We start from the raw sequence: 25,939 nt of genomic DNA, 5'->3' as shown, positions 1-25,939 counted from the left end.
ACCACGTCGCATCCGGTGCTCCCGCGACCTCACACCGGTCCCGGCGTTCATGGCCCGCTGGTGGACCGAGTACGCCCTCGCCCGGGATCCCCGGCTGGACACCCGGGTGTCCGACCTCGAGGACCGCGCCGCCGAAGCCGACGACACCGCAGAGGCCCACGCCCTTCTCGAACAGGCCGCGCATCTGCGGCGGGAGGCCGGACATACGGAACCCGGCCAGTGACCGATGACGGGTTCATGGGCCCGCCGTGGCAGATCGACCACATCCCGGTCGAACCCGCCAGGTCCACCCGCCGCCGAGGCCCCCACGTCCTCACCTTCGACAGCGGTCGCGGATGGGCCCGCTTCGTCTTCATCCGACGCACCGCAGACCCGCAAATCGTGATCGAAGAACTCTTCTGGCAGTGACCGCGGCACCCCGATTCCGTCAACTGCCGCCGTGCCCCTTGCCGACCGAGCGCGGGTCACCGCTCTCTCCCCGGTGCGCGCACAGGAGCCCTCACCGTCGGTCGCCTGAGGCTCGGCACCTCCGGGGGTGACCTGTGCCGCCCACCATCGTTTGACCGCCCATGAGCATCTTCAGGAAGTCACATCTGACGGTCGGCACGGTCCTCGCAGCGGCCCTCATTGGAGGCGTTGCGGCGCCCGCCCAGGCCGGGGTCGGTTTGAACGACGACTCCAGCGTCTTCTGGAACACCGGTGACAAGAGCACCAACGGGCAGAACGGAATGAACCAGGCGAGCTTCAACGATGACAACGTGGGCGGTCTCGGTGGTCTCGGCGGCTTCGGCGGCTTCCTTCCGTTCGCGGCCATTCCGTTCGGGGGAGGTGGAGGCCACGGCAAGCTGCCCAAGAGCATCAAGAACGGTGCCCTCAACGGCGACCTCGACGTGATCGATGGACTGGTCCGTACGAGCAAGCCTCCCCAGCCGGAGTTCGTTGTGATCAACGAGCCCATCCAGCAGCAGTTTGCCCCACAGGGGTTTGCGCCGCAGGAGTTCGCCCCTCAGGTCCCCCAGGAGGCCCCTCGGGAAGGGGCCCAGCTGGGCTTTGGTCAGGGCAATTTCGACGTCCCCAATTAGCCCGCCAGTAGTGGTCCCGGCGCCGGTTCGGAGCCTCTCTCGCCGCCACACAATCGCCACACAGCACTCGGAAGCACCCCGCGATAGACACGAAGAGTCAACAACCGGCTACAGCCGCGTGGGATAGCGAAAGGACCCCTGACCTGCATAAACACAGGTCAGAGGCCCTCGCTTCAGATGGCCGGCGGACGAGTCGGCCTGTACGCCGGGTTCTGTCTCCCGAGGGCCTCGCGGCCCGCGGGGAGGCGGCCATCCATCTAGGCCTGCCGTTGCCGACAGGCTCGTGCGGTCTACCCGCGGACTCGGGCTGGCAGCCCTCGATCGTCCGCGCAGGCCGTCTTGCGACGACCCTCTTGACCTTGCTCCGGGTGGGGTTTACCTAGCCGTCCGAGTCACCTCGGTCGCTGGTGGTCTCTTACACCACCGTTTCACCCTTACCGGAAGCCTCGCGGCCTCCGGCGGTCTGTTTTCTGTGGCACTGTCCCGCGGGTCACCCCGGGTGGGCGTTACCCACCACCCTGCCGTATGGAGCCCGGACGTTCCTCGGGGGATCCGAAGATCCCACGCGGCCGCCCGGCCGGCTCGTCCGCCGTGTCGACCATGCTACCCGGCAGGGGCGACGTCCCCGTCACGCCGGGGCGAACCAGACCTTCTCCCGGCCCGGGGCCGCCTCGATCAGCCGGACCCGCAGCCGGTGGCCCAGTGGCAGCGGGGGGCCGTCGCCGTCGCCCTCGACGTGGCCGACGACGGCCGGTTCGTACAGGTGCACCGTGCCGGCGGTCGGGCGGTCCTCGCGGACGTCGACGACGTACGCGTCGAAGACCTCGCCGATCCGGTCGCGCAGCAGCGCCGCCTCGACCAGGTCCACGCAGTCCCGTTCGGCCTGGGCGGCGCGGCGGGCGCCGGACTCCATCTCCTGCGGGAGGGCGTCCAGCGCGGCACGGACCCACTCCGGCGCGTCCGTGCCCGCGGCGGCCGCCAGGCACAGTTCGCCGGTGTAGCGGTCCACGAGGCGGCGCAGCGGGGCGGTGCAGTGGGCGTACGGGGCGGCGAGGGCGGCGTGGAAGGAGGCGCCGGGGCTGACGGGGAGGGGGCGTTCGGTGGGGCGGTCGCGGTCGAAGACCGTGTAGCCGGCGCCGCGCAGGAGGGAGGTGCATTCCTGGAGGAACGCCGCGTGCTGGGTGTGCTTGGGGTCCAGGGCCCGGAGGACGACGGCGTACGGCATGCCGTCGGGCCAGTTCACCCCGAGCGAGCGGGCCACGCGGCGCAGCCGCTCGACGGCGGTCTGGGGGGCGGGCGGCAGGGTGCGGAGGATGCCGGTGCCCGCGGTGAGCATCAGCTCGGCGGCGGCCATGCCGGTCATGAGGGAGATCTGGGCGTTCCAGCCGTCGGCGGGCAGCGGGACGCGGTATTCGAGCCGGTAGCGGTCGCCGCGCGGGACGACTTCCTGCTCGGGGACGTTGAGCGAGATGCCGCCGCGCGTCCGCTCCAGCTCCTCCCGGCGCATGCCGATCTCGCGCAGCAACGACAGCGGTTCCTCGGCCGTGCCGGAGTCGATCGCCCGCTGGACGCCCTCGTAGTCGAGCTTGGCCCTGCTGCGGACGAGGGACCGGCGGACGTCGGCCCCTACGACACGGCCGTCCGTGTCGAGGTCGAGCTGCCAGAGCAGGGCGGGGCGGGTGTGGTCGGGGAGGAGGCTGGCGGCGCCCTCGCCGAGGATGTCGGGGTGGAGGGGGATCCGCTCGTCGGGGTAGTAGAGGGTCGTCACCCGGCGGTGCGCCTCGGCGTCGAGGGCCCGGCCGGGGGTGACGAACGCGCCGACGTCGGCGATCGCGTAGTACACCCGGAAGCCCCCGGCGTCGCGGCGGGCCAGGAACATGGCCTGGTCGAGGTCCATCGAGTCGGGCGGGTCGATGGTGAACAGGGGGATGTCCGTGGCGTCGTGCGCGGGAAGGCGGGGTCGCCGCGCGGCCTGCTCCGCCTCGCTGAGGGCAGCGTCGGGGAACTCGGCGGGTACGTCCGACTTCGCGCGCAGCTCGCGCAGCGCGGCGCGCAGGGGGGCGCCGTCCGTATCCGTCACATGTATGTGGCGACGGGGCATGGCACCGAGCGTAGGCGGGGTACGGGCACGCGGCACGGTGAACGTGGCGGGCGGCGTTAGGCTCGACGGGGCCCCTTGCCCGTTCCGCGTCGCCCACGGGGCCGTGCGGGCGTACGTACTGAAGGAGAAACGACCGTGCTCGTGCTGTTGCCGCCGTCCGAGGGGAAGGCCGCGCCCGTCGAGGGCGGTTCCGGCGGTGCCCCGCTGGAGCTCGGTTCGCTGTCCCTGCCGGGGCTGACCGAGGCGCGCGGAGCCGTGCTGGCGGAGCTCGTGGAGCTGTGCGCGGGCGACGAGGAGAAGGCCGCGGAGGTCCTCGGGCTGAGCCCGGGGCTGCGGGGCGAGATCGCCAAGAACGCCGCGCTGCCGGGCGCCGGCACCCGGCCCGCCGGGGAGATCTACACGGGCGTGCTGTACGACGCGCTGGGCCTGGCCACCTTGGACCCGGCGGCCCGGCGGCGGGCGGAGCGGTCGCTGCTGGTGTTCTCCGGGCTGTGGGGAGCGGTGCGGATCGGGGACGCGATCCCCTCCTACCGCTGCTCGATGGGGGTGAAGCTGCCGGGGCTCGGCGCGCTCGGCGCGTACTGGCGCGGGCCGATGGCGCGGGCCCTGCCCGAGTCGGCGGGCGAGGGGCTGGTGCTGGATCTCAGGTCCGCGGCGTACGCGTCCGCGTGGAAGCCGGCCGGTGACGTCGCCGAGCGGACGGCGACCGTGCGGGTGCTCCAGTCGAAGGTCGTGAACGGGGTCGAGAAGCGGTCCGTCGTGAGCCACTTCAACAAGGCCACCAAGGGACGGCTCGTACGGGACCTGCTGACGGCCGGCGTCGAGCCGGACGGGCCGGGAGAGCTGGCCGCGGCGCTGCGGGACCTGGGTTACGCGGTGGAGGGCGAGGCTCCGGCCAAGGGCGGAAAGCCCTGGGCGCTGGACGTCGTGGTCACCGAGCTGTAGGCACAGCACCCATCCCGTTGCGCACTGTGCAACGACTGTTGCGGTGTGTGGCAGGCAGGGTGAGGATGCCTGCGTGACCCGCGCCGCCGCACCCGCCTCGCCCGTGTCCGTCCTCGATCTCGCGCCCGTCGTCCCCGTCGTCGTCCTCCACGACGCGGCGGACGCGGTCCCCCTCGCCCGCGCCCTCGTCGCCGGTGGTCTGCCCGCGATCGAGGTGACCCTGCGCACGGCCGCCGCTCTCGACGCGATACGGGCCGTGGCGGCGGAGGTGCCGGGCGCCGTGGTGGGCGCCGGCACGGTCCTCACGCCCGGCCAGGTGAGCGCGGCGGTCGGGGCGGGGGCACGGTTCCTGGTGAGCCCCGGCTGGACGGACCGGCTGCTGGAGGCGATGCGCGCGGCGGGGGTGCCGTTCCTGCCGGGGGTGTCGACGGCCTCGGAAGTCCTGACGCTGCTGGAGCGGGGCGTGCGCGAGATGAAGTTCTTCCCCGCCGAGGCCGCCGGCGGTGTGCCCTACCTCCGGTCGCTGTCCGCGCCGCTGCCCACGGCCCGCTTCTGCCCCACGGGCGGCATCGGGCCCGGCTCGGCGCCCGCGTATCTGGCGCTGCCCAACGTCGGCTGTGTCGGGGGGACATGGATGCTGCCCGCCGACGCCCTCCGCGACCGGGACTGGGCGCGGATCGAGGAACTCGCCCGCGAGGCGTCGGCGTTGCGCGGCTGACGGCGTGTTGCACTGCTGACGGCGTTGCACGGCTGCCGACGTTGCACGGCTGACGGCCCGGTGACGCGGCGCCCGTGACACCGGGCCGTAGCGGGTGGTGACGAGGAGGACGGGCGAGCCGGGCAGCCGGTCGAGCTGCTTGGCGTCGTCGGCACGGGCGGAGCCCAGCCGCTGGCGGCCCGGTGTCGCGGCGCCCCTGACACCGCCCGGGGGAAGGCACGGGGAACGCCCGCCACTCCATCCGGTGAACGCGCCCCCGGCCGGTGGGTGATCGGCCGGGGACCGGCGCCGGGGGCCCGGCCGGCTGTCATAGCCTGCCGCTGCCATGAACGATTTCGTTGACGAAGCACGCTCGCGAGTCGCCCACCTGCTCCGGATGGCCAACACGACCGACGACAGGGTCCGGGCACGGATCATCGAGTACGCCGACACCACCCCGGAACCGCCGGTCATGAGCCGGGCCGGGATCGTCACGACCGGCTGCCCGCAGTGCCACCGCACCGCGTGGCGGCAGCAGGACGCCGAGGGCCCGGTCTGGGTCTGCGCGTCGTGCGGCCACGTGGAAGGAGTGATCGTGGAGTGCCCCCACTGCCGCATCGCCATGCGGCCACCGCCCCTCGGTGCTCCGGACCGGTGGCAGTGCCCGGACTGCCCGCGGGTCGCCGCCACCGGGGAGAGCGCCCAGGACATCGAGGACCGTGAACGGCAGCGCCTGGAGGCGCTCGCCCTGCTGGACCACGCCATCGGGCTGTGCGCGGAGTAGGCCGGGCGGGTACGACGAAGGGCCCCCGCCGTGTGGCAGGGGCCCTTCGTCACGTCACGAGGCGCAGATGGCTCGTCATGTCACCGGGCGCAGGTGGTTCGTCGTGTCACTGGCGCAGGTGGGACGTGTCGTTCAGCAGCCGGAGCGAGGCGTTGCCGTCGGCGTAGTAGGCCACGGCGGACAGGGAGGCCGCGGAGAGTTCCATGCGGAACAGCGACTCCGGCGGGGCCCCGAGCGCCAGCCGTACCAGGGTCTTGACCGGCGTCACATGGGTGACCAGAAGGACCGTCCGGCCCGCGTAACGCGCGATGAGCTTGTCCCGCGAGAGCGCGACGCGGCGGGCGACCGCGGCGAAGCTCTCGCCGCCGCCCGTCGGCGCGGCCTTGGAGGAGGCGAGCCAGGCGTCGAGGTCGTCGGGGTGGCGCTCGCGGACCTCGGCGAAGGTCAGTCCCTCCCAGGCGCCGAAGTCGGCCTCGCGCAGCCCCTCGTCTATCCGGACCTCGAGCCCGAGGCGCGCGGCCACGACCGCCGCGGTCTCCCGGCAGCGGCGCACCGGCGACGACACGACGGCCTGGACGGTGCCCCGCGCGGCGAGGGCGGCCGCGGCCTGCTCGGCCTGGCGGCGCCCGGCGGGCGAGAGTTCGGGGTCGCTGCCGCCGCTGCCGGAGAAGCGCTTCTGGGGCGTCAGTGCCGTCTCGCCGTGCCGCAGCAGGACGAACGTCGTCGGCGCTCCCAGGTCGGCCGGGGCGGCCCACCCGACGGGCACGGCCTTCGGCTCGGCGAGCGCCGCCGTGCCGGAGGCGTCCTCGAAGGACGGGGTGGCGGGCGCCGGGACGGCCGGCTCCGGCGTCATCCGCGTGTGGAGACCCGCGGCCGAGGCCCCGGGCTCCCAGCGCTTGCCGGCCTTGCCCGCGTCCATGGCCTCGTTCGCGAGCCGGTCCGCGTGCTTGTTCTGCTCGCGCGGGATCCACTGGTACGTGACCTGGCCGGCCGGGAGGATGCTCCGGGCCTCGGCGGCCAGCGGCTTCATGTCCGGGTGCTTGATCTTCCAGCGGCCGGACATCTGCTCCACGACGAGCTTGGAGTCCATCCGGACCTGGACGGTGGCCTCCGGGTCGAGGGCCTTCGCCGCCTTGAGGCCGGCGATGAGGCCCTTGTACTCGGCGACGTTGTTGGTGGCCGTGCCGATGTACTCGGCGGCCTCGGCGAGGGCCTCACCGGTCACCGGGTCCAGGACGACGGCACCGTACCCGGCGGGGCCCGGGTTGCCCCGGGAACCGCCGTCCGCCTCGACGATGAAGCGATTCGCCATGGGGCTTACAGGCCCGACTCGCGGGTGCGGACGAGGATGCGGGTGCAGTTCTCGCACCGGACGACCTCATCCGGGGCCGCGGCCCGCACCTCGTTGAGCCCGGTGATGTCGAGCTCCAGGCGGCAGCCCTCGCAGCGGCGCTGGTTGAGGCGGGCGGCACCGACGCCACCCTCCTTGTTGCGGATCTTGTCGTAGAGCTTGATCAGGTCGGCCGGGATGGAGCCGGCGACGATCTCGCGCTCCTTGGTGACCGAGGCGGCCTCGGCGTCGATCTCGGCGAAGGCGGCATCGCGGCGGGCGACGGCGTCGTTGACCTTGGCCTGCACGGACTCGACGCGGCCGGTCAGCTCGGTGACGCGCTCCTGCGCGGACTCGCGGCGCTCCATGACCTCGAGGACGACGTCCTCCAGGTCGCCCTGGCGCTTGGCGAGCGAGGCGATCTCGCGCTGGAGGTTCTCCAGGTCCTTCGGGGAGATGCCGGCGCCGGAGTCCAGGCGCTGCTGGTCGCGGGCGGCGCGCTGGCGCACCTGGTCCACGTCCTGCTCGGCCTTGGTCTGCTCGCGGGTGGTGTCGCTCTCCTCGGTCTGCGCGGCGACGAGGAGGTCGCGGTGCTGCGTGAGATCGCCTTCGAGGCTCTGGATCTCGGCGTGCTCGGGCAGGCTCTTGCGCTTGTGGGCGAGCTGCGCGAGGCGGGTGTCCAGGGTCTGGAGGTCGAGAAGACGGATCTGGTCGGCGGGCGCGGCGTTCAGTGGAAGCTCCTGATTAGTGGTGGGAAGAGGAAGCGGACGACGCCGCGTGGGCGGTCCAGGGGTCGGTGACCGTACGGGAGATATGGGTGCGCAGCCCCCAGCCGTGGCGGTCGGAGATCTCGTCGAGCTGGGCGGCGGCCTGCTCGATCCAGGGCCATTCGGTGGCCCAGTGCGCGGCGTCCACGAGTGCGAGCGGGCTGTGGTGCTGGGCCTCGGACGCGGGGTGGTGGCGCAGGTCGGCGGTGACGTAGGCGTCGACGCCCGCGGCCCGCACCTCGTCGAAGAGGGAGTCGCCGGAGCCGCCGCAGACGGCGACGGTACGGATGATCCGCTCCGGGTCGCCCGCGACGCGGATGCCCTGCGCGGTGGCGGGCAGCCGCTCGGCGGCGCGGGCGGCGAACTCGGCGAGGGTCAGCGGGGGCTCGACCTCGCAGATCCGGCCGAGGCCGCGGCGGCCCGCGGAGTCGCTCGGGTCGGGCACGAGGGGGCCGGTGACGCGCAGGTCGAGGGCGCCGGCGAGGGCGTCGGAGACACCGGGGTCGGCGCGGTCGGCGTTGGTGTGCGCGACGTGGAGGGCGATGTCGTTCTTGATGAGGGTGTGCACGACGCGGCCCTTGAAGGTGGAGGCCGCGACCGTCGTCGTCCCGCGCAGATACAGCGGGTGGTGGGTGACGAGCAGGTCCGCGCCCAGCTCCACGGCCTCGTCGACGACTTCCTGGACGGGGTCGACGGCGAACAGGACCCGGCCGACGGGGGCGTCGGGGTCGCCGCAGACCGTACCGACGGCGTCCCACTGCTCGGCCCGCTCCGGGGGCCAGAGGGCGTCGAGGGCGGCGATGACTTCAGACAGTACGGGCACGGGGAAAGGCTACCTGTCCCTCGTGCCCCCACGGTTCCCCTGGGCGGGGTGCCGAGAATCCGACCCCGGCCGGTCCGGGCTCCGCCGGGGAAGTCGGGCAGCCGCCCGGGCCGCCAGCCGCCTCGGCGGCGGGGCCACGAATCCCCTGGGCGGGGTGCCGAGAATCCAGCCACGGCCGGGCTGGTCGGCCCGGGGGACGCCCGGGGGAGGCCGGACCGGGCTGGCCGGGCAACGCCCGCGCGGCGGATCCGGGCTCCCTCCGGGACAGAGGCCCGAACGGCCGACCCCCGGTCGGATCGTTCACAGCCCGCGGCAAGCAGCCCGCGACAAGCGGACCCCTACTCCCTACTTCTTCACCAGGTATCCGCGCAGGTCGTCGAGGACACTGTTGGCGGCCGTGACGCCGAGGCCGAGGTACCAGGTCTCGTCCTGGACGTCCTTGGCGCGGCCGTCCTTGACCGCCTTGAGGTTCTTCCAGAGCGGGTTGTCCTGGGCGCTGTCGCGCTTGGTCTTGTCCGGGTCGCCGTAGACGCCGGTGAAGATCCAGTCGGCGTCGGCCTGGTCGATGTTCTCGGGGCTGATCTCTTCCGCGAGCTTGTCGGCCTGCTGGTTCTTCGGCCGGGGCAGGCCCGCGTCCTTGAGGATCGTGCCGATGAAGGACTGCTGGGCGTACAGGCGCGTGAACTGCGGCAGGTAGCGGAGCATGGTGATCGTCGGCTTCTTGTCGCCGATGTCCTCGCCGAGCTTCCTGGCCTTGGCCCCGTAGGCGTCGAGCTGCTTCTTGGCGTCGGCGGTCTTGTCCAGGGCGGCCGCGTTGAGGAGGTAGTTCTCCTTCCACGTGAAGCCGGGGCGGACGGAGAACACCGTCGGGGCGATCTTCGAGAGGTCCTTGTAGTTCTTCTCCGCGCGCAGCTTGCTGCCGAGGATCAGGTCGGGCTTGAGCTCGTTGATGGCCTCGAGGTTGAGGTTGCTGATGGTGCCGACGCTCTTGGGGTCGCCGACGTCCTTCTTCAGGTACTCGGGGATCTCCTGGCTGCCCTCGCTCGGCGCCCAGCCGACCGGCTTGATGCCGAGGGAGACGACGTTGTCCAGCTCGCCGACGTCCAGGACGACGACGCGCTTGGGCATCTCCTTGATCTCGGTCTTGCCGAGCGCGTGGGTGACCGTGCGCGGGAACTGGCCGGGCTTGGCGTCCGTGCCCATCTTCGCGGTCTGCTCGGCCGCCTTGCCGAAGTCCTTGCCGCCCTGCGCGACGGACTTGGAGCCGTTGCCCCCGTCCTTGCCCGCCTCGCCGTCCTTCCCGTCGGAGGAACCACAGGCCGCGAGCGAGAGCGCGGCGGCGACGGAAAGGGCGACGGCGGCGGTGCCGCGGCGGCGGAGGGACATCTGGTGCTCCTGGTTGGGGGGATCAGGGTGACCGGCCGGCCGGTAGGCGAAATCGCACCGGGCGGCAGGGTGGTCAAGGGAGCCTGCTCGGCCACTCCCGCGGCCACTTAGGTTCGCCTTACTTTAAACAGACGCCCAGCGAGGAGCACATCCACCCCCACCCCCTCAGGCAATTCGGGCGAACACCACCCTTACGCGTGAAGCGGCCTCACTCTCAAGGTTCAGGACGTAGTGCGATAACTACGTTCAGTGCCGGAGGTGACGTTTTTCATGACGGTCTGTGTCCCCCAGAGCGCTCCACCGAGCACCCCATCCGGCCCACCGAAGGACCGCGGCCGCACCCCGTTCACGGTCACGGCGGACGGTTCGTACGCCGCGCGGCTGGCTCTCGGCCGTGGCACCGGTGGCTGGTTTCCGGAGCGCTGGACGCTCGGCGGCCCGGAGCCCTACGCGGTCCCGCTGCCCGGCAGCCAGCCCGAGGAGCCCGACAGCGAGGTGCTGCCGCTCTCCGACGGCCGGGTGCTGATCCGCCGCCGGGTCGCCGAGCGGTACGCGCTCTCTCTGCTCTATCCCACCGGGCCCGGCACCGGCGAGCTGCCGCTCGGCGCGATCGAGTGCCCCCGGCTGTCCCTGCTGCCCCCCGCGCCCGACGGCTCGTCCGCCTTCGCCCTCGTGCACGGCGAGCGGTCGACCACCCTGTGGCGGGTGCACGGCGGCGCCTTCGGGCCCGAGCGGGTGACCGAACTGCCCGGCCACTGCACGGGCGGCGCCTGGCTCGACCGCACGGGCCGGATGCTCGCCCTCGACCGCGAGCTGGACGGGCGCACCAAGGCCGTGGTGGTCGACCTGGGCCGGGGCGGCGAGACGAGCCCGCTGCTGCAGATCACCGAGGAGAGCAACGACCGGCTGCTGCTGGCCGACCCGGACAGCGGTCTGCTGCTCGTACGGTCCGACGCGCCCGGGCAGGACCGGCTCGGGTGGGGGGTGCTCGGCTCGGCGCGGCCGGTGCGCTTCCCGGAGTGCCTGCGGATGTCCGACGCGGCGGTGACGCCGTTCGCCGCGCAGCCGGGGCAGGTGCTGATGCCCGAGGGGTGCGCGGTGGCGCTCCGGATCGACGGGGCGGCGGGCAGCTGGGTGGGGGTGTGGCGGCCGTCGGGGCGGCGGGTGCAGCAGTTCCCGGCGCCGGTGGGGTGGCTGGCGGGCGCGGGCCTGTGGACCGCCGACGGCGAGCTACGGCTGCCGTACGTCACGCCGTACGTGCCCTGCGGGCTGGCGCGGCTTCGGCTGCCGGGCGCGGACGGCAAGCGGGGCCCCCGCGAGGAGGACGAGGAGAAGGAGCCGGGCGGCCCACCGCAGGGGCCGGTCTGCGTCCCGCCGGAGGCCGCGGTGCCGGCGGAGCCGACCGCGCCCGCCGAGCCGGACGGGCAGGACGAGTCCGCACCTCCCACGGCCTGGGCGGCAGCTGCGGGGGCGGCACCGCGGCCCGCGCCGCACACGGCACCGCCGACGCTCTGGCAGGCGGTGCAGCCGACGCTCACGGAAGGCTGCACCGGGTTCCCGGAGCCGGACCCGGGCGCCGCCCCCCGGCCGGTCCCGCTCCAGCAAGCCCCCCTGGGCCGAACCCCTTAGCGGCTCCGTCCCGGCGGACCCCACGGGCCCACGACGCCCGGCACCGCGCTCGATCGCGTTGCCGGGCGCCCGTCTGTGTACGCCCGTTTCCGCCCGGTTCCGGCGCCGCGAAGATGCGAACACACCGGCGAACCGGGTGGCTCCGTGATCAAGGTCCCCGTTAGAATCGGGCGGGGGCTGTGCGGCTGTACCGGCCGGGCACCGACGGTGAACCGAACGGTCGCACGTGAGAAGCGTGTTGACGTCCGTCGATGCCGTGCGCCACTGCTACGGCCCCCGACGCGCAGTGCACGCATCCCCTTCCCACGGAGTGACTCTTCCCATGCCCGACGCCCGAACCGACACGACCGAGGCGCGCCCCCGCGAGGCGTCCGCCCAGGCCGCAGCCACCGGCCCCGGCAGGCACCGCGGCCCGGCTTCCCCGAACGACCACGGCGCCCCCGCCCACGGCAAGCACCGCCGCAACACGACGGACGGCCACTGACCCCGTCCCCTCCGCACGTCCCTCACCCGCCGGACGGGCCGCCTCGGGCGTCCGTCCGGTGGGACAGGCCCAGCACCTCCACGCTCGCGAAGGTCTCGCGCGGCGGCCGCTCCGCGTAGTAGGGGGTGAGCAGCCCGTCGAGCTCCTCGACGCTGAAGGCCTCCCCGGCCGTGTCGAACCTGGCCGCCACCTTGGGCCGTTCGACGACGGCGACCATGCCGCCGTGCACCACGAAGACCTGTCCGCTGATGTGCGCGGCCGCCGGTGAGGCGAGATAGCCCACGAGCGGCGAGACGTGTTCGGGCGCCAGCGGGTCGGGCCCTTTGCCCGCTGCCTCGATGCCCTCGAAGACGTCCTCGGTCATCCGGGTCCGGGCCCGGGGGCAGATCACATTCGAGGTGACCCCGTATTTGCGCAGCGCCTCCGCCGTCGAGGTGGTGAGGCCGACGATGCCGCCTTTGGCCGCGGCGTAGTTGGGCTGCCCGGCCGAGCCGGCGAGGAACGCCTCGGAGGAGGTGTTGACGATCCGTCCGTACACCGGGCGGCCCGTCGCCTTCGCCCGGTCCCGCCAGTGCGCGGCGGCGAAGCGGACGGTGTTGAAGTGGCCCTTGAGGTGCACCCGGACCACCGAGTCCCATTCCTCCTCGGTCATCGAGAAGACCATCCGGTCCCGCAGGATGCCCGCGTTGTTGACCAGGATGTCCAGCGAGCCGCCGGTGTCGAGGGCCAGCCGGACGAGGGCGCGGGCCTCTTCGAAGTCGGCGACGTCGCCGAGGTGGGCGGTGGCGCTGCCGCCCGCCGCCCGGATCTCCGCGACGACCGCCTCGGCGGGCGCGGCGGAGGCCTCGCCCGAGCCGTCGCGGCCCGGTTGGCCGTAGTCGTTGACGATGACGTGGGCGCCGAGCCGGGCCAGTTCGAGGGCCTCGGCCCGGCCGAGTCCGCGCCCGGCACCGGTGACGATCGCGGTCCGGCCCCGCAGGGCCGCTTGCGCTGGCATGTGCCTCCCTTTCCCGAACTCTCCCGGATCCTCGCCGCGGAGCCGAACCGGTCAGATCTCGACGCAGGTGCGCAGCGCCTCACCGGTGCGCATCTGGTCGAGCGCGTCGTTGATCCCGGCGAGCGGGACCCGGTGGGTGATGAGCCCGGCGAGGTCGATCCGGCCGGCCCGCCACAGGGCGATGGCCCGCTCGTACGACCGCAGCACGTCTCCGCCGCCGTAGAGGGACGGCAGGATCCGTTTCTCGTCGAAGAACAGCTCGAACATGCTGACCTGGAAGTTGTCGTCCAGCGCGCCCGCCCCGACGACGCACAGCGTGCCGCCGCGCCGGGTCGTCTCGTACGCGGTGCGGGCCGTGGCGGACTTGCCGACGACCTCGAAGACGTAGTCGAAGCCCTCGCCGCCGGTGATCCGCTGCTTGGCGTCGGCGAGGGCGTCCGGGGCGACGGCTTCCGTCGCGCCGAAGCGCAGCGCGGCGTCGCGGCGGGAGGCGACGGGGTCGACGGCGACGATCTGGGCGGCGCCCGCGGCCCGCGCGCCCTGGATCGTGTTGACGCCGACGCCGCCGCAGCCGATGACGGCGACGGAGGAACCGGCGGCGACCCGGGCGGTGTTGAGGGCGGCTCCGAGGCCGGTGGTGACGCCGCAGCCGATGAGGGCGGCGATCTCGTACGGCACGTCGTCCGGGATCGGCACGGCGCACGCGGCCCCGACGACGACCTCCTCGGCGAAGGTGCCGGTGCCGGCGAAGCCGAAGACGTCGGACGGGGAGCCGCCCGCGCGCCGGAAGTTGGGGGCGCCGGCGGCCGCGAGCCCGGCCAGACACAGCTGGGTCTGGCCGCGCCGGCAGGACGGGCAGGTCCCGCAGGAGGGCAGCCAGCAGACCAGGACGCGGTCGCCCGGCTTGACGCCGGTGACGCCGTCACCGACCTCGAGGACCTCGCCGGCGCCCTCGTGGCCGGGGACGAAGGGGGCGGGCTGCGGCAGTACGCCGCTCATCGCGGACAGGTCGGAATGACACAGTCCGGCGGCGCGGACGCGCAGTCTGACCTTTCCCGGGCCGAAGCCCACGGCCTCGACGTCGTCGAGGACTTCGAGCTTGTCCTGGCCGATCTCGTGCTGGACGGCTGCGCGCATGATGCGTATCCCTTCGGGGTTTAAGGATTCGCGGGTACGGGCGTGGTTCAGGTGTGCTCGACGACGGTGTCGGCGAGGACCGGCGCGTCCTCGCGCTCGACGGCCGTCACGGACACCTGGACCCGGCCGGGGCCCGGGCTCTCGCGCCACATCCGCACGCGCAGGGTCTCGCCGGGGAAGACGACGCCCGCGAAGCGGGTCGCGTACGACCGGACGCGGGTCACGTCGCCGTCGAGCACGGTGTCGACGACGGCCTTGAGGACGATGCCGTAGCTGCACAGGCCGTGCAGGATCGGCCGGTCGAAGCCGGCGCGGGCGGCGAACTCCGGGTCGGCGTGCAGCGGGTTCCAGTCCCCGGAGAGGCGGTAGAGCAGGGCCTGGTCGGGGCGGGTGGGGCGCAGGACCGTCAGGTCCGGCTCGCGGGTGGGCGCCGGGAGCCGGTCCGAGGGCCCGCGCTCGCCGCCGAAACCGCCCTCGTCGCGGACGAAGATCCGGCAGTCGCTGGTCCACAGCGGCCCCTCGGCGTCGGCGGCGTCCGCGCGCAGCACGATGACGGCGGCCTTGCCCTTGTCGTACACGGCGGCGACGCGGGAGGTCAGCGTGGCGGAGCCGCGGGCGGGCAGCGGCCGGTGCAGCTCGATGGCCTGCCCGCCGTGCAGCACCCGGGCGAGGTCGACGTCGACGCCGGGCGCGGCGAGGCCGCCGGCCAGGGCCATGCCGCCGCCCGCGACGGTCGCGAAGCTGGGGAGCACCCGGAGCCCGCTCTCCAGGGTGTAGCGGAGCTCCTCGGGGTCGGTGGGCCGGGCCGCGCCGGCCCCGATGCCGAGGTGGTAGAGGAGGACGTCCTTGTGGTCCCAGGAGAGTTCGACGCTACGGGGTTCCGCCCCGACCGCCTGGCTTACGTCGATGGGCATCGGGGCGACGACTCCTTCGCGGTGTGGTCGAAGACCCCGACCCGGCCGTCCGCACCGCAGGCCGCGCCGGGGTCGCTGCCGGGCCGGCCCGCACGCGTCCGGCACTGGAACGCGTTCCAGCCGATCCGATGACACCCTTGTATAGCCGATCGCCGTGGGGGCCGGAAGGCCGCGGACCGCATTGTCTGACGGCGTGTCACATGCCATGACAAAAGTCACCGCCCGCCCTGGACATATTCATCTGCGCAGCTCACCGCCCGGTTCCATAGGGTCGGAGCATGAGTGGAGCGATGCAGCGGATCGAACGGATGAGGCCGCCGGACCGGCGGACCTTCCTGCCCTGGCTCCTCATCCTCACCGGGGACGTGATCGACCTGTGCCGGGGGAAGCTGCCGCTGCCCTGGCTCGGCGCCGCGGGACTGGCGGCCTTCGTCGCGCTCTACGTCACCACCGTCTTCCGCGGCCTCGACGAGCGCCGCGAGACGCGCGCCCCGCTGGCATCGCTCGCCGCCCTGGCCGCGGTGACCTACGCGCTCACCATCGGCTACGGCGGTGACTGGCTGCTGTGCTTCCCCCTGCTGTCCCTGGCCGCCGGCATCGTGCTGCGCGGCAGCGGCCCCCGGCTCGGGGCGGCGCTGGGGACGCTCGGCACCACGGTCGGGGTGCTGATGGCCGTGCACAACGACACCGAGGACGTCCTGGCCATCGCCTGGGGCACCGCGCTGTCGGGCCTGGTCGCGGCGTCCTTACTGAACCTCTACGAGACGGTGGAGCGGCTCCGCGCCACCCGCGAGGAGCTGGCCCACGCCGCCGTCGAGCGCGAACGGCTGCGCTTCTCGCGCGACCTGCACGACCTGCTCGGCCACACCATGTCCGTGATCGTGGTCAAGGCCGAGGCCGTCCGCCGGCTGGCCCCGCGCGATCTGGACGCGGCCGTCGGCCAGGCCGCCGACATCGAGGCGGTGGGCCGGCAGGCCCTCACCGAGATCCGTGAGGCCGTCACGGGCTACCGCGAGGGCAGCCTCACCACCGAACTCGAGCGCGCCCGCTCCCTCCTCGACGCCTCCGGCATCGCCACCGACATCCGCCAGTCGGGCCCGCCCCTGCCGCCCCAGACCGCGGCGCTGCTCGGCTGGGTGGTGCGCGAGGGCGTCACCAACGTCGTCCGGCACAGCGCCGCGGCCCGCTGCGCGATCGAGGTGCGCGGCGAGCCGGACCGGGTCCATCTGGAGATCACCGACGACGGTCGCGGCGTAGGCTCGGAATCCGCCGAACCGGGCAGCGCCAAGGGCGGTACGGGCCTCAAGGGACTGACCGAGCGGCTGGCCGCCGCGGGCGGCGCACTGGCCGCCGGGCCCGACGGTAAGCGGGGCTTCCGCCTGGTGGCGGAACTTCCGGTGGACGACGAAGAGGAGGACCGGGCCGCATGAGCCGCGTCATCAACGTGCTGCTTGCCGAGGACCAGGGCATGATGCGGGGCGCGCTCGCGCTGCTGCTCGGTCTGGAGGACGACATCGAGATCGTCGCGCAGGTCGGCAACGGCGACGAGATCCTCCCCCAGGCCCTGGCGACCCGGCCCGACATCGCCCTCCTCGACATCGAACTGCCGGGCCGCAGCGGCCTCGACGCGGCGGCCGAACTGCGCGAACGGCTGCCGGACTGCCGGGTGCTGATCCTCACCACCTTCGGCCGGCCCGGGTATCTGCGCCGCGCCATGGAGGCGGGGGCGTCCGGATTCCTGGTCAAGGACGGCCCGGTGGAGGAACTCGCCGCGGCGATCCGCCGGGTGCTGGCGGGAGAGCGCGTCATCGACCCGGCCCTGGCCGCGGCGGCGCTGAGCGCCGGCCCCAACCCGCTCACCCAGCGCGAACGCGACGTGCTGGCCGCGGCGGTGGACGGGGCGACGGTGGCGGACATCGCGGCGAAGGTGCACTTGTCGCCCGCGACGGTGCGGAATTATCTGTCGGCGGCCATAGGGAAGACGGCGACGCGCAATCGCATGGAGGCCGTGCGGGCGGCTCGGCAGAACGGTTGGCTGTAGCTCCGGGAAGGCGCCCGGAGGGCGCTGTCCTCAATCGCCGGACGGGCTTGTTATGTGCGACCGTCCCTGGCCGGACGGCCGCCCGGCCCCTGCCCCGGAGGCCCGGGGCCCGGCCCCGGCACGGCGCGCGTCACGGACATGCGGCAGCATGAGGCCACGACCCGCATCGCCAGGAGGACCGCATGCCCCCCAAACCCGAGATACTCGCCGCTTTCGAGGCGGCGAAGGGCTTCATGCCGGTCGACGAGGGTCTCGCCCTCTATGCCGCCGCCGAGGAGGCGGCGGCGCTCGGGCCGCTGCTCGAAGTCGGTACGTACTGCGGGCGCTCGACCCTGCTGCTGGCCGCCGCCGCGCGGGAGGCCGGGACGACGGCCGTGACCGTCGACCACCACCGGGGCAGCGAGGAGCAGCAGCCCGGCTGGGAGTACCACGACCCGTCCGTCGTGGACGACGACCCCGGCGTGGGCCGCATGGACACCCTGCCGACCTTCCGCCGCACGCTCTACAAGGCGGGCCTGGAACCGCACGTGATCGCGATCGTCGGCCGGTCGCCGCAGGTCGCGGCGGTCTGGGGGACACCGGTCGGGCTCGTCTTCATCGACGGCGGGCACACCGACGAGCACGCGAACGCCGACTACGAGGGCTGGGCCCCGCACGTCGTGCCGGGCGGGCTGCTCGTCATCCACGACGTCTTCCCCGACCCGGCGGACGGCGGGCAGGCGCCGTACCGCGTCTACCTCCGGGCCCTGGAGTCCGGCGAGTTCGCCGAGGTCTCGGTGACGCGCTCGTTGCGCGTGCTGCGCCGGGTGGCCGGTCCCCGCGCCGCGTAGCGCGTGACCGCGAAGCCCCGTTCCCACCCGCGACTCCCCCGCGACCGCCGGTTGCCTCGTCACGCACGCTCACCACGTTGTCGGGATCGCACGCACCGGACGCCGCCGGCCACGCCCTGCGAGCGTGGGTCCGGGGGCGGTGGCGCCTACTTCGCGGAGGGGGTCTCGGAGCGCGGGCGGCGGCGCTAGCATCGCCGGGTGTCCAACGGCAGGAATTCCCGCGTGCCCGGCCGCCTGGGCGGCATCCCTCGCACCCCCCTTCTCGTGGCGCTGGCCGCGTTACTGGCACTCTCGCTGGCGGGCTGGCTGCTGTGGGACGCCGCCGCGGGCGGTGCTGCGGACGACGCCAAGTCCCCGGTGGCGGCCTCCTCCGCGACGCGTCCCGCACCGTCCGGCCCGTCGGGGAAGCCGTCGTCCGCGCGCCCCTCGCCGCTCGTGACGCCGTCGAAGCCGACGGCGCCGGCGTCGCGCCCCGCCGACGAGGCGACGGCGGCGGCGCCGGTCGGCCGGCCCCGCGCCGACGGTCCGCTCAAGGGCAAGGTCGTCGTCATCGACCCCGGTCACAACACCCGTAACGTCGACCACACCGCCGAGATCAACCGTTCCGTCGACATCGGCACCGGTCGTAAGGAGTGCGACACCACCGGCACGTCCACCGACGACGGCTACGCCGAGGCCACGTTCACGCTCGATGTCGCGCACCGGATCCGGGCGATGCTCCAGGAGCAGGGCGTCACCGTCAGCTTCACCCACGACGGCGACCGGCCGTACGGGCCGTGCGTGGACGAGCGGGCCGCGATCGGCAACAAGGCGCACGCGGACGCCGTCGTGTCCGTGCACGCGGACGGTTCGGCGGTCGGCAATCGCGGCTTCCATGTGATCCTGCCCGCGAACGTGCGCGGCGGCCGCGCGGACACCGCACCGATCGTCGGGCCGTCGAAGGAGCTGGGCGCGCGGATCGCCGGGAACTTCGTACGGACGACCGGGAGCGCGCCGTCGAACTACATCGGGGGCGGCACCGGTCTGGACACCCGGTCCGATCTGGGTGGGCTCAACCTCTCCACCCAGCCGAAGGTGTTCATCGAATGCGGCAACATGCGCGACCCGAAGGACGCCGCTCTGCTCACCGATACGACGTGGCGCGAGAAGGCGGCGCGTGGGATCGCGGACGGCATTACGGACTTCCTGCGGGGGTAGATACCAGCAGGCCACGGCCGTGTCACGAGGGTGATACGAAGGAGACGCCCCGACCGCCCAGGCGATAGGTTCACCCGTACGATGGGGCGGCCACCCCCGCGCCCCCCGCATCTCGCGTATCGGCGACCGCGACCCTTCTGACAGATCTGACAAAGGATTTTAGGTGAACATCCGCTCCCTCACTCGAGGCGACGGCGTGGTGATCGGAGCAGCGGTGTTGCTGTTCATCGCCTCGTTCCTCGATTTTTACTCCGTCGATTGCAGTGGCCAGTTCTGCGACAAGTCGGACCTGCCCAACCTGTGGGACTCGAAGCTCTTCCCGGTGCTGCCCACCGTCGTCCTCGCCGGGATCGTCGGCGCGGTGCTCATCATCGCGGGCCGCTTCCAGCCCCAGGGCCGCAACCTCCTCGGGCTCACGCTCGACCAGTGGGGCACCGCTCTCACGGTGTTCGCCGCGTGGTCCTCGCTGTGGACGATGTTCGGCGGCGCGCTGGAGGACAACGACAAGGTCGGTGCGGGCGTCGGCCGCATCCTGGCGCTCATCGCGCTGCTCGTGATGGCCGCCGGTGCGCTGCTCACGCAGCGGATCCCGGCGCTCAAGGCCCCGCTCGTGGGCGCTCCGGCCCCGCAGGCCCCGTCCCCGTACGGCGCGGGCCCCGGCTACGGCTACCCGGGTCCGGGTGGCATGCAGCAGGGTCAGGCCCCGTACGGCGCGCAGCAGCAGCCCTACGGCGCGCAGACCGGTCAGACCGGTCAGCCGCAGCCCCAGCAGGACCAGCCGGCTCCGGCGCAGGCGCAGCCCGCCGCCACACAGCCCGCCCCGGCGCCCGCCGGTGACTTCGCCCCGTTCTGGTTCGCGGTGCCGGTGGCCCGCCCCCTGTACGGGGAGGACGGCTCGCCGACGCAGATCGCCGAGCTGGCGCCCGGTACGTGGTACCTCGCGGTGGACCAGCGCGGTCAGGCGCTCGTCGCGCAGACGCAGGACGGCCGACGCGGCGTGCTGCAGGACACGACGGGCATCCAGCGCGGCTGAGGCACGCGCCCGGAGGAAGCTCCGCACATCGAAGGCCCGCCGGGTTCGCCCGGCGGGCCTTCGCTTTTCCCCAGCCCTGAGCCCCTCTTGCAGAGCCGGCCGGTCGCCCGTACAGTCGCCGGACCTTGCCTGACGGATCGTTAGTTCCAGTGGAGGGGGCGGCACGGCATGCGACTCGGCCTGGCACTCGGCTACTGGGGCCGTGGCCCCGACCCGCGGCACGTGGAGCTCGTCCGGCAGGCCGAGCGGCTGGGCTACCACTCGGTGTGGACGTCCGAGTCCTGGGGCTCCGACGCCTTCACCGCGCTCACCTGGATCGCCGCCCGTACCGAGCGGATCCTGCTCGGTACGGCCGTGGCGCAGATGGCGGCCCGCGCACCCACCGCCACGGCGATGCACGCGCTGACGCTCGACCACCTCTCCGGGGGCCGGGTGCTGCTCGGGCTGGGGCTGTCGGGCCCGCAGGTGGTGGAGGGGTGGTACGGGCGCCCGTTCCCGGCGAGCCCGCTGACCGCCACGCGCGAGTACGTGGACGTCGTCCGGCAGGTGCTGCGCCGGGAGGCCCCCGTCACGCTCGACGGCCGTTTCCATCCCCTCCCCTACACCGGTCCCGGAGCCACCGGCCTCGGCAAGCCGCTGAAGTCCGTCACCCACCCGCTCCGCCGCGGACTGCCGGTCCTGCTCGGCGCCGAGGGCCCCCGGAACATCGCCCAGACCGCGCGCATCGCCGACGGCTGGCTGCCGCTGTACTGGTCGCCCGAGCGCGCGGACGTCTACACGGCCTCACTGGGCGCGGTGCCCGAGGGGTTCATGGTCGCGCCCATGGTGCGGGCGCAGGTGTGCGCCGACGTCGCCGAGGGGCTGCGGCCGGTGAAGGCGATGCTCGGCTTCTACATCGGCGGGATGGGGCACGCGACCCGCAACTTCCACGCCGACCTGATGGCGCGGATGGGCTTCGAGGACGCGGCGCGGCGGGTGCGGGAGCTGTTTCTCGCGGGACGGCGGGCGGAGGCGGTGGAGGCGGTGCCGGACTCCTTCGCCGACGAGATCTCCCTGGTCGGGCCGAAGGAGCGGATCGCCGAGCGGCTGACGGCGTGGCGCGCGGGGCCGGTCACGGATCTGCTGGTGACCGCGCCCGACCCCGGGACGCTCCGGGTGCTGGCCGAGCTCAACGCGTGAGCGTTGCCGCCTGCGGCGGCGAGCGCCCTGCGGGCGCGTCCTCAATCGCCGGACGGGCTGATAGCCCGTCCGGCGATTGAGGACACAGCACAGCCAGCCCGTCCGGCGATTGAGGACACCGCCGGCACGGCCTACGCGGCCCGGCCCCTCGGGGGCTTGGCCTTCCCGTACAGCCAGGCCTCGAAGAGCTTGCCCAGGTCCTTGCCGGACTTCTTCTCGCACAGCTCGATGAACTGGCGGGTCTCGGCGTTGCCGTGCCGGTGTTGCTTCGTCCAGGTGCGGACGATGTCGAAGAAGGTCTTGTCGCCGACGGCTTCGCGCACCTTGTGCAGCACCATCGCGCCGCGGCCGTAGACGGGGTCGCCGGACACGTCGTCGGCGGGCGGATTGCCGGGCGGGAAGTCCCAGATGTCCTCGCTGAGCTTGTCGGTGCCGTCGTAGAAGTCCTGGAAGATCTTCGCCACGGTCCGGCCGCCGGTCTTCTCCTCCCACATCCACTCGGCGTAGGTCGGGAAGCTCTCGTTGAGCCACATGTCCCGCCAGGTGCGGGGGGAGACGGAATTCCCGAACCACTGGTGCACCAGCTCGTGCACCACCAGCAGGTCGTCAGGCGCGTGGGGGAAGTACGGCTTCCCCTGGGTCTCCAGGGCGTAGTCGACGTCGGGGTTGTTGTCGACGACGGCGCCGGTGCCGCTGAAGGGGTACGGGCCGAAGAGCCCGCTCCCCCACTCGACGACCTTGGGGATGAGTTTCTCGACGCCCTTGCTGCGCTCCGCCTCGTCCGGGTCGACGGCGACGTACACCGGGAGGCCGTCCTTCGTCTTCGTCTCGGAGACGGTGAAGTCCCCGACCGCGACGCTGGCGAGGTAGCTGGCCATGGGCTCGGCGGTGCGCCAGGCGAACGTCGTCCGCCCGTCCTCGGCGACCGTCCTGCGCTTCAACTCGCCGTTGGCCACGGCGGTGAAGCCCTTGGGCACCGTGACGTTGATGTCGTAGGTGGCCTTGTCGGAGGGGTGGTGGTTGCCGGGGAACCAGGTCATCGAGCCCATGGGCTCACCGAGGCTCACCGAGCCGTCGTCGGTCTCGACCCAGCCCTCCTTGCCGTTGTCCGCGTCGACGACGCGCTGGGGCTTGCCGTCGTAGACGATCTTCGTCTCGAACTCGCGTCCCTTGCCGATCGTCGAGCGGGGCGTCACCGTCAGTTCGTCGCCCTTGCGGGAGACCCGCGCGGACTTTCCGTCGACCAGCGCGGTCCGTACCTTCAGGCCCTTGAAGTCGAGGTTGAAGGCGTTCAGATCCTGCTTGGCCCGGGACTTGACGACGGCGATGCCGTGCAGCCGGTTCCCTTCGGGCACGTAGTCGAGGGTCAGTCCGTAGTGCCGGACGTCGTAACCGCCGTTGCCCAGGCGCGGGAAGAGCGGATCGCCGACGCCCGCCACCCCGGGCTGCCCGGCGGCGGCCGCCACTCCACCGCCGCCGTCGCCCGTACACGCCGCGACGAGCAACAGGACCGCCGGCAGGGCGCCGCGCAGCAACCGGCGCGGCGCGAGCGCCCGCCGCCCGCCGCCGGTGCGGGCTATGGAGCCGTCGGATATGTGCTCGTCGGTTCTCATCAGAAGGTGACTCGCTCCAGCCAGAAGTCGAGCAGCTCGCGGTCACCGAGCACCTCGACGCGGTCGGTGTCCGCCGGGAGGCGGCGGTAGAAGACGCGCAGCACGTCGGTGAGCGGCCCGCGCACGGCGACGGCCGCCTTCTCGTGGGCGCGACGCCACGTGGCCCGCTCACCGGTGAGGTCGACGAACCACTCCGCCTCGAGCTCGGCGGGGGTGTCCGTGGCGTGCAGATGAATGGTGCGGCCGGGGCCGAGCAGCTCCTTGAGCTCCGGCTTGCGCTCCACGGTCTGCGGGTAGCTGCCGATCTCCAGCCATTCGTCGATGCAGTCCGCCGCGAGATCGGCGTCGAGGGTGAAGTCGAGGCCGGCGGTCAGAAACGCGTCGGCTCGGTGGATCACCGTCTCGTGCGCCATCCGGCGGGCCCAGAAGCCCGGCGTCTGCTTCGGCGCCCAGGTCCACACCTCCTCGGCGGGGTCCGCCGCGCGCAGGGTCCGCGCGAACGCCTCGGCACCCTCGGCCAGCCACGCGTCGAGCCCGGCCGCGTCGAGGGGGTCCGGGCCGGCCACGCCGGGGATCGCTTCGGGTGCGACGGGCTCGCTCGCGCGCGTCCGCACGATCGTCTCGGCCCAGCGCTGCGCGCGGCCGACGTGCAGGACCAGCTCGCTGAGCGACCAGTCGGGGCACGTGGGAACGGTGGTGGAGAGGTCGGTGCCGTGCAGTGCCGAACGCAGCAGTCCGGTCTGGGCTTCGACCTCGGAACAGTAACGGTCGTGACTGAGAAGGCTCATGACGTCACTCTAGAACGGGGCTCCGACAACGCCCTTGGCCGGGGCGGCGGTTCGGGCGGCGGGCGCGTTTCCCTCCGGGGGTGCGGGCTGTGTTCCTCTTCAGAGTGGCGCGTGCGGGTGCGCCGGGCGACCTGGAGGGGTCCGTTCGAGTGGGGTCGGCTCCCGGGACGCGGCCGCCCCCGGGTGCCGTACCTGATTGTCCTCGAACTCCCCCGGCTACCGCTGGGAGGTGCCCCCAGCGGGCTGGATCTGCCCCTCCGGCATCCGGGTCAGGCGCAGCAGTCCGGTTCCAGGCCGTACGGGAGGCGTTCGCCGCCGAAGACCGTCGTGGTCGCCTCGTCGCCGCCGAGCGCGGCGACGGCCAGCAGCAGGGAACCCGCCGTCCAGGAGGTGAGTTCCTCCGGCCAGACGGCGTCGTCCTCGTAGACGTAGCCGGTCCAGTACATGCCGTCCTCGGCGCGCAGGTGCTGGATCCACTGGAGGATCTCCACGGCGCGGTCGGACTCGCCCATCGCCCAGAGCGCGAGGGCGAGTTCGCAGCTCTCGCCGCCGGTCACCCACGGCCGGTCGGAGACGCAGCGCACGCCCAGGCCCGGGACGACGAAGCGGTCCCAGCCCGCCTCCAGGCGCTCCTTCGCGGCGGCGCCGGTGACGGCGCCGCCGAGGACCGGGTAGTACCAGTCCATCGAGAAGCGGTCCTTGTCCAGGAACCGCTCGGGGTGGTGCCGGATCGCGTGGCCGAGGAGGCCCGCGGCCAGTTCCCAGTCGGGCTGCGGCTCCTCGCGGTGCTCGGCGATGGCGAGGGCGCAGCGCAGCGCGTGGTGGATGGAGGACGAGCCGGTCAGCAGCGCGTCGTCGACGGGGGTGCCGTCGTCCTCCCGCTTCCAGCCGATCTGGCCGCCGGGCTGCTGCAGGCCGAGGACGAACTCGACGGCGGCGAAGACGGTCGGCCACATGCGGTCGAGGAAGGCGTCGTCGCCGGTGGCGAGGTAGTGGTGCCAGACGCCGACGGCGACGTAGGCGACGAAGTTCGTCTCGCGCCCCCGGTCGGTGGGCTCCTCGGGGTCGCCGTCGGCGTACGCGGCGTACCACGAGCCGTCGGAGTTCTGGTGCTCGGCCAGCCAGCGGTAGGCGGCCTCGGCCCGGTCCCGTTCGCCCGCCACGTCCAGGGCCATCGCGGCCTCGACGTGGTCCCAGGGGTCCAGGTGGTGGCCGCGGAACCAGGGTATGGCGCCGTCGGGGCGCTGCGTGGCGGCGATGCCCGCGACGGTCTGGGCGACCTGCTCTGCGGTGAGCACCCCGGCGAGGACGAGGCGCTCGGTACGGCCCGGTGTCGTCACGCTCGTCCCTCGCGGGCAGCGTCGTCGGTGGCCTGGGGGGCCGGGGCGGCCGGGGTGTGCGGCTTGGTGGCGTAGGCGACGAAGCTCTTGCCGATGAGGGGGTTGAGGGCCTGCTCGGCGAGGCGGGTGGCCCGTGGCTTCTTCATGATGTCCCAGACCAGCAGCTTGTGGTACGCGCGGACCGGCAGCGCCTTATCGTTGTCGACACCGAAGGCGCACTTGAGCCACCAGTACGGGCTGTGCAGCCCGTGGGCGTGGTGGGTGCCGTACGGCTTGAGGCCCGCCTCGCGCATCCGGTCCAGGAGTTCGTCGCCGCGGTAGATGCGGATGTGGCCGCCCTCGACCTCGTGGTAGGCGTCGGAGAGGGCCCAGCAGATCTTCTCCGGGCCGTAGCGCGGCACGGTGACGGCGATGCGGCCGCCGGGCTTCAGGACGCGCACCATTTCGGCGAGCACGCCCTTGTCGTCCGGGATGTGCTCCATGACCTCGGAGATGATGACGACGTCGAAGCTGTCGTCGGGGAAGGGCAGGGCCAGCGCGTCGCCCTCCATGGCGGTGGCGGTGGCGCCCGCCGGGGCCTCACCGGCCTCCTTCATGGCGGCGAACCACTTGGCGACCTCGCGGATCTCCTCGCCGTTGCGGTCGAGGGCCACGACCTGCGCCCCGCGCCGGTAGCACTCGAAGGCGTGCCGCCCTGCGCCGCACCCCAGATCGAGGACGCGGTCGCCTGCGGCGAGCGGGAAGCGGGAGAAATCGACGGTCAGCACGGGCTCTGCCTTCTGGTTCGGGGAATGCGTCCTGCGGGGTCGTGGGGGGGGTGAGAAGCGGGTGGCGGGCGGGCC

The 25,939-nt window shown here is 73.1% G+C and carries 26 protein-coding genes, 1 other RNA gene and 1 pseudogene; 14 read left to right on the top strand and 14 right to left on the bottom strand.

Annotated elements, in window-relative coordinates:
- Window positions 1–49: 49 nt before the first annotated feature.
- The 3 genes from FHS38_RS02825 to FHS38_RS02815 all read left to right on the top strand — a co-directional run bounded on the left by FHS38_RS02825 (window position 50) and on the right by FHS38_RS02815 (window position 1,082).
- Window positions 50–223, top strand: coding sequence for a hypothetical protein (locus tag FHS38_RS02825; protein ID WP_184730257.1), 174 nt, complete (start codon window positions 50–52; stop codon window positions 221–223).
- Window positions 220–408, top strand: a complete 189-nt coding sequence (locus FHS38_RS02820; protein WP_184731196.1) for a hypothetical protein — start codon at window positions 220–222, stop codon at window positions 406–408. The genes FHS38_RS02825 and FHS38_RS02820 overlap by 4 nt, the downstream gene beginning before the upstream one ends.
- A 161-nt stretch (window positions 409–569) precedes the next feature.
- Window positions 570–1,082: a hypothetical protein gene (locus FHS38_RS02815; protein ID WP_184730255.1), complete on the top strand. Its 513-nt coding sequence runs from the start codon at window positions 570–572 to the stop codon at window positions 1,080–1,082.
- A gap of 185 nt (window positions 1,083–1,267) precedes the next feature.
- Here FHS38_RS02815 and rnpB read toward each other — a convergent pair.
- Window positions 1,268–1,667: RNase P RNA component class A (rnpB, locus tag FHS38_RS02810), an RNA gene on the bottom strand.
- Window positions 1,668–1,710: 43 nt separating this feature from the next.
- Complete coding sequence (locus FHS38_RS02805) at window positions 1,711–3,183, bottom strand: RNB domain-containing ribonuclease (protein ID WP_184730253.1); 1,473 nt, start codon at window positions 3,181–3,183, stop codon at window positions 1,711–1,713.
- A 135-nt stretch (window positions 3,184–3,318) separates the two neighbouring features.
- On the opposite strand from FHS38_RS02805, the gene yaaA reads away from it, so the two are divergent.
- Both yaaA and eda read left to right on the top strand, forming a co-directional pair.
- Window positions 3,319–4,128 (top strand): peroxide stress protein YaaA, encoded by an 810-nt coding sequence (gene yaaA, locus FHS38_RS02800; protein ID WP_184730251.1) that lies wholly within the window; start codon window positions 3,319–3,321, stop codon window positions 4,126–4,128.
- 73 nt (window positions 4,129–4,201) lie between these two features.
- Window positions 4,202–4,846 carry a bifunctional 4-hydroxy-2-oxoglutarate aldolase/2-dehydro-3-deoxy-phosphogluconate aldolase gene (eda, locus tag FHS38_RS02795; protein ID WP_184730249.1) on the top strand — a complete coding sequence of 215 codons (645 nt, stop codon included), beginning with the start codon at window positions 4,202–4,204 and terminating at the stop codon, window positions 4,844–4,846.
- A gap of 30 nt (window positions 4,847–4,876) precedes the next feature.
- On the opposite strand, the pseudogene FHS38_RS36285 reads toward eda, so the two are convergent.
- Window positions 4,877–5,014: pseudogene (locus tag FHS38_RS36285) on the bottom strand (GntR family transcriptional regulator); the annotation flags it as partial.
- Between the two features lie 157 nt (window positions 5,015–5,171).
- On the opposite strand from FHS38_RS36285, the gene FHS38_RS35025 reads away from it, so the two are divergent.
- Window positions 5,172–5,609 (top strand): hypothetical protein, encoded by a 438-nt coding sequence (locus FHS38_RS35025; protein ID WP_229821870.1) that lies wholly within the window; start codon window positions 5,172–5,174, stop codon window positions 5,607–5,609.
- Window positions 5,610–5,715: 106 nt separating this feature from the next.
- Here the strand turns inward: FHS38_RS35025 and FHS38_RS02785 are convergent, their stop codons facing one another.
- The 4 genes from FHS38_RS02785 to FHS38_RS02770 form a co-directional block, all read right to left on the bottom strand.
- Window positions 5,716–6,921, bottom strand: a complete 1,206-nt coding sequence (locus FHS38_RS02785) for a bifunctional RNase H/acid phosphatase (protein WP_184730247.1) — start codon at window positions 6,919–6,921, stop codon at window positions 5,716–5,718.
- Between the two features lie 5 nt (window positions 6,922–6,926).
- Window positions 6,927–7,670 (bottom strand): zinc ribbon domain-containing protein, encoded by a 744-nt coding sequence (locus FHS38_RS35955; RefSeq protein ID WP_184731100.1) that lies wholly within the window; start codon window positions 7,668–7,670, stop codon window positions 6,927–6,929.
- Window positions 7,671–7,683: 13 nt separating this feature from the next.
- Entirely contained in the window at window positions 7,684–8,529 is an 846-nt protein-coding gene (locus tag FHS38_RS02775; RefSeq protein WP_184730245.1) for a Nif3-like dinuclear metal center hexameric protein, read from the bottom strand.
- A gap of 345 nt (window positions 8,530–8,874) precedes the next feature.
- Complete coding sequence (locus tag FHS38_RS02770; protein ID WP_184730243.1) at window positions 8,875–9,915, bottom strand: ABC transporter substrate-binding protein; 1,041 nt, start codon at window positions 9,913–9,915, stop codon at window positions 8,875–8,877.
- 270 nt (window positions 9,916–10,185) lie between these two features.
- On the opposite strand from FHS38_RS02770, the gene FHS38_RS02765 reads away from it, so the two are divergent.
- The gene (locus FHS38_RS02765; protein WP_184730241.1) at window positions 10,186–11,544 is read left to right on the top strand and encodes a hypothetical protein; all 1,359 of its coding nucleotides are present in this window, start codon (window positions 10,186–10,188) and stop codon (window positions 11,542–11,544) included.
- A 322-nt stretch (window positions 11,545–11,866) separates the two neighbouring features.
- On the top strand, window positions 11,867–12,028 hold the full coding sequence (locus FHS38_RS02760; protein WP_184730239.1) for a hypothetical protein: 162 nt from the start codon (window positions 11,867–11,869) through the stop codon (window positions 12,026–12,028).
- Window positions 12,029–12,050: 22 nt separating this feature from the next.
- Here FHS38_RS02760 and FHS38_RS02755 read toward each other — a convergent pair whose 3' ends face one another.
- From FHS38_RS02755 to chsH3, 3 genes are read right to left on the bottom strand one after another with little or no spacing between them, the layout of a single operon-like run.
- The gene (locus FHS38_RS02755) at window positions 12,051–13,025 is read right to left on the bottom strand and encodes a 3-oxoacyl-ACP reductase (RefSeq protein WP_184730237.1); all 975 of its coding nucleotides are present in this window, start codon (window positions 13,023–13,025) and stop codon (window positions 12,051–12,053) included.
- A gap of 51 nt (window positions 13,026–13,076) precedes the next feature.
- Entirely contained in the window at window positions 13,077–14,162 is a 1,086-nt protein-coding gene (locus tag FHS38_RS02750) for a Zn-dependent alcohol dehydrogenase (RefSeq protein WP_184730235.1), read from the bottom strand.
- A 47-nt stretch (window positions 14,163–14,209) separates the two neighbouring features.
- Window positions 14,210–15,076: an enoyl-CoA hydratase ChsH3 gene (gene chsH3 / locus FHS38_RS02745; protein WP_184730233.1), complete on the bottom strand. Its 867-nt coding sequence runs from the start codon at window positions 15,074–15,076 to the stop codon at window positions 14,210–14,212.
- Between the two features lie 278 nt (window positions 15,077–15,354).
- Between chsH3 and FHS38_RS02740 the strand changes: the two genes are divergently transcribed.
- The 6 genes from FHS38_RS02740 (at window position 15,355) to FHS38_RS02715 (ending at window position 21,356) form a co-directional block, all read left to right on the top strand.
- Window positions 15,355–16,506: a sensor histidine kinase gene (locus tag FHS38_RS02740; RefSeq protein ID WP_184730230.1), complete on the top strand. Its 1,152-nt coding sequence runs from the start codon at window positions 15,355–15,357 to the stop codon at window positions 16,504–16,506.
- The gene (locus tag FHS38_RS02735; RefSeq protein WP_184730228.1) at window positions 16,503–17,117 is read left to right on the top strand and encodes a response regulator transcription factor; all 615 of its coding nucleotides are present in this window, start codon (window positions 16,503–16,505) and stop codon (window positions 17,115–17,117) included. Before FHS38_RS02740 ends, FHS38_RS02735 begins: the two co-directional genes overlap by 4 nt.
- 182 nt (window positions 17,118–17,299) lie before the next feature.
- The gene (locus FHS38_RS02730; protein ID WP_184730226.1) at window positions 17,300–17,947 is read left to right on the top strand and encodes a class I SAM-dependent methyltransferase; all 648 of its coding nucleotides are present in this window, start codon (window positions 17,300–17,302) and stop codon (window positions 17,945–17,947) included.
- Window positions 17,948–18,145: 198 nt separating this feature from the next.
- Window positions 18,146–19,144, top strand: a complete 999-nt coding sequence (locus FHS38_RS02725; RefSeq protein ID WP_229821872.1) for an N-acetylmuramoyl-L-alanine amidase — start codon at window positions 18,146–18,148, stop codon at window positions 19,142–19,144.
- A gap of 163 nt (window positions 19,145–19,307) precedes the next feature.
- Window positions 19,308–20,177, top strand: a complete 870-nt coding sequence (locus FHS38_RS02720; protein WP_184730224.1) for a hypothetical protein — start codon at window positions 19,308–19,310, stop codon at window positions 20,175–20,177.
- Between the two features lie 168 nt (window positions 20,178–20,345).
- Entirely contained in the window at window positions 20,346–21,356 is a 1,011-nt protein-coding gene (locus tag FHS38_RS02715) for an LLM class F420-dependent oxidoreductase (protein WP_184730222.1), read from the top strand.
- 131 nt (window positions 21,357–21,487) lie between these two features.
- On the opposite strand, the gene FHS38_RS02710 is transcribed toward FHS38_RS02715, so the two are convergent.
- From FHS38_RS02710 to FHS38_RS02695, 4 genes are all read right to left on the bottom strand, one after another.
- Complete coding sequence (locus FHS38_RS02710; RefSeq protein ID WP_184730220.1) at window positions 21,488–22,969, bottom strand: M1 family metallopeptidase; 1,482 nt, start codon at window positions 22,967–22,969, stop codon at window positions 21,488–21,490.
- Complete coding sequence (locus FHS38_RS02705) at window positions 22,969–23,757, bottom strand: maleylpyruvate isomerase family mycothiol-dependent enzyme (RefSeq protein ID WP_184730219.1); 789 nt, start codon at window positions 23,755–23,757, stop codon at window positions 22,969–22,971. The genes FHS38_RS02710 and FHS38_RS02705 overlap by 1 nt, the downstream gene beginning before the upstream one ends.
- 269 nt (window positions 23,758–24,026) lie before the next feature.
- Entirely contained in the window at window positions 24,027–25,097 is a 1,071-nt protein-coding gene (locus FHS38_RS02700) for a prenyltransferase (protein ID WP_184730217.1), read from the bottom strand.
- Window positions 25,094–25,864: a class I SAM-dependent methyltransferase gene (locus FHS38_RS02695; RefSeq protein ID WP_184730215.1), complete on the bottom strand. Its 771-nt coding sequence runs from the start codon at window positions 25,862–25,864 to the stop codon at window positions 25,094–25,096. Before FHS38_RS02695 ends, FHS38_RS02700 begins: the two co-directional genes overlap by 4 nt.
- Window positions 25,865–25,939: the final 75 nt, after the last annotated feature.

Origin of the sequence: Streptomyces netropsis (genome assembly GCF_014203545.1) — a bacterium.
GTDB lineage: Bacteria > Actinomycetota > Actinomycetes > Streptomycetales > Streptomycetaceae > Streptomyces > Streptomyces netropsis.
Note: the sequence above shows the minus strand (reverse complement) of the source record. Positions and strands in the feature narration are given on the sequence as shown.

Bases quoted from the DNA above. Each gene is read 5' to 3' on its own strand.
- FHS38_RS02740 (WP_184730230.1), top strand. From the start codon at position 15,355: ATGAGTGGAGCGATGCAGCGGATCGAACGGATGAGGCCGCCGGACCGG.
- FHS38_RS35025 (WP_229821870.1), top strand. From the start codon at position 5,172: ATGAACGATTTCGTTGACGAAGCACGCTCGCGAGTCGCCCACCTGCTC.
- FHS38_RS02825 (WP_184730257.1), top strand. From the start codon at position 50: ATGGCCCGCTGGTGGACCGAGTACGCCCTCGCCCGGGATCCCCGGCTG.
- FHS38_RS02730 (WP_184730226.1), top strand. From the start codon at position 17,300: ATGCCCCCCAAACCCGAGATACTCGCCGCTTTCGAGGCGGCGAAGGGC.
- FHS38_RS02760 (WP_184730239.1), top strand. From the start codon at position 11,867: ATGCCCGACGCCCGAACCGACACGACCGAGGCGCGCCCCCGCGAGGCG.
- FHS38_RS02710 (WP_184730220.1), bottom strand. From the start codon at position 22,969: ATGAGAACCGACGAGCACATATCCGACGGCTCCATAGCCCGCACCGGC.
- FHS38_RS02735 (WP_184730228.1), top strand. From the start codon at position 16,503: ATGAGCCGCGTCATCAACGTGCTGCTTGCCGAGGACCAGGGCATGATG.
- chsH3 (WP_184730233.1), bottom strand. From the start codon at position 15,076: ATGCCCATCGACGTAAGCCAGGCGGTCGGGGCGGAACCCCGTAGCGTC.
- FHS38_RS02770 (WP_184730243.1), bottom strand. From the start codon at position 9,915: ATGTCCCTCCGCCGCCGCGGCACCGCCGCCGTCGCCCTTTCCGTCGCC.
- FHS38_RS02805 (WP_184730253.1), bottom strand. From the start codon at position 3,183: ATGCCCCGTCGCCACATACATGTGACGGATACGGACGGCGCCCCCCTG.
- FHS38_RS02815 (WP_184730255.1), top strand. From the start codon at position 570: ATGAGCATCTTCAGGAAGTCACATCTGACGGTCGGCACGGTCCTCGCA.
- FHS38_RS02755 (WP_184730237.1), bottom strand. From the start codon at position 13,025: ATGCCAGCGCAAGCGGCCCTGCGGGGCCGGACCGCGATCGTCACCGGT.
- FHS38_RS02705 (WP_184730219.1), bottom strand. From the start codon at position 23,757: ATGAGCCTTCTCAGTCACGACCGTTACTGTTCCGAGGTCGAAGCCCAG.
- FHS38_RS02750 (WP_184730235.1), bottom strand. From the start codon at position 14,162: ATGCGCGCAGCCGTCCAGCACGAGATCGGCCAGGACAAGCTCGAAGTC.
- FHS38_RS02715 (WP_184730222.1), top strand. From the start codon at position 20,346: ATGCGACTCGGCCTGGCACTCGGCTACTGGGGCCGTGGCCCCGACCCG.
- FHS38_RS02785 (WP_184730247.1), bottom strand. From the start codon at position 6,921: ATGGCGAATCGCTTCATCGTCGAGGCGGACGGCGGTTCCCGGGGCAAC.
- FHS38_RS02765 (WP_184730241.1), top strand. From the start codon at position 10,186: ATGACGGTCTGTGTCCCCCAGAGCGCTCCACCGAGCACCCCATCCGGC.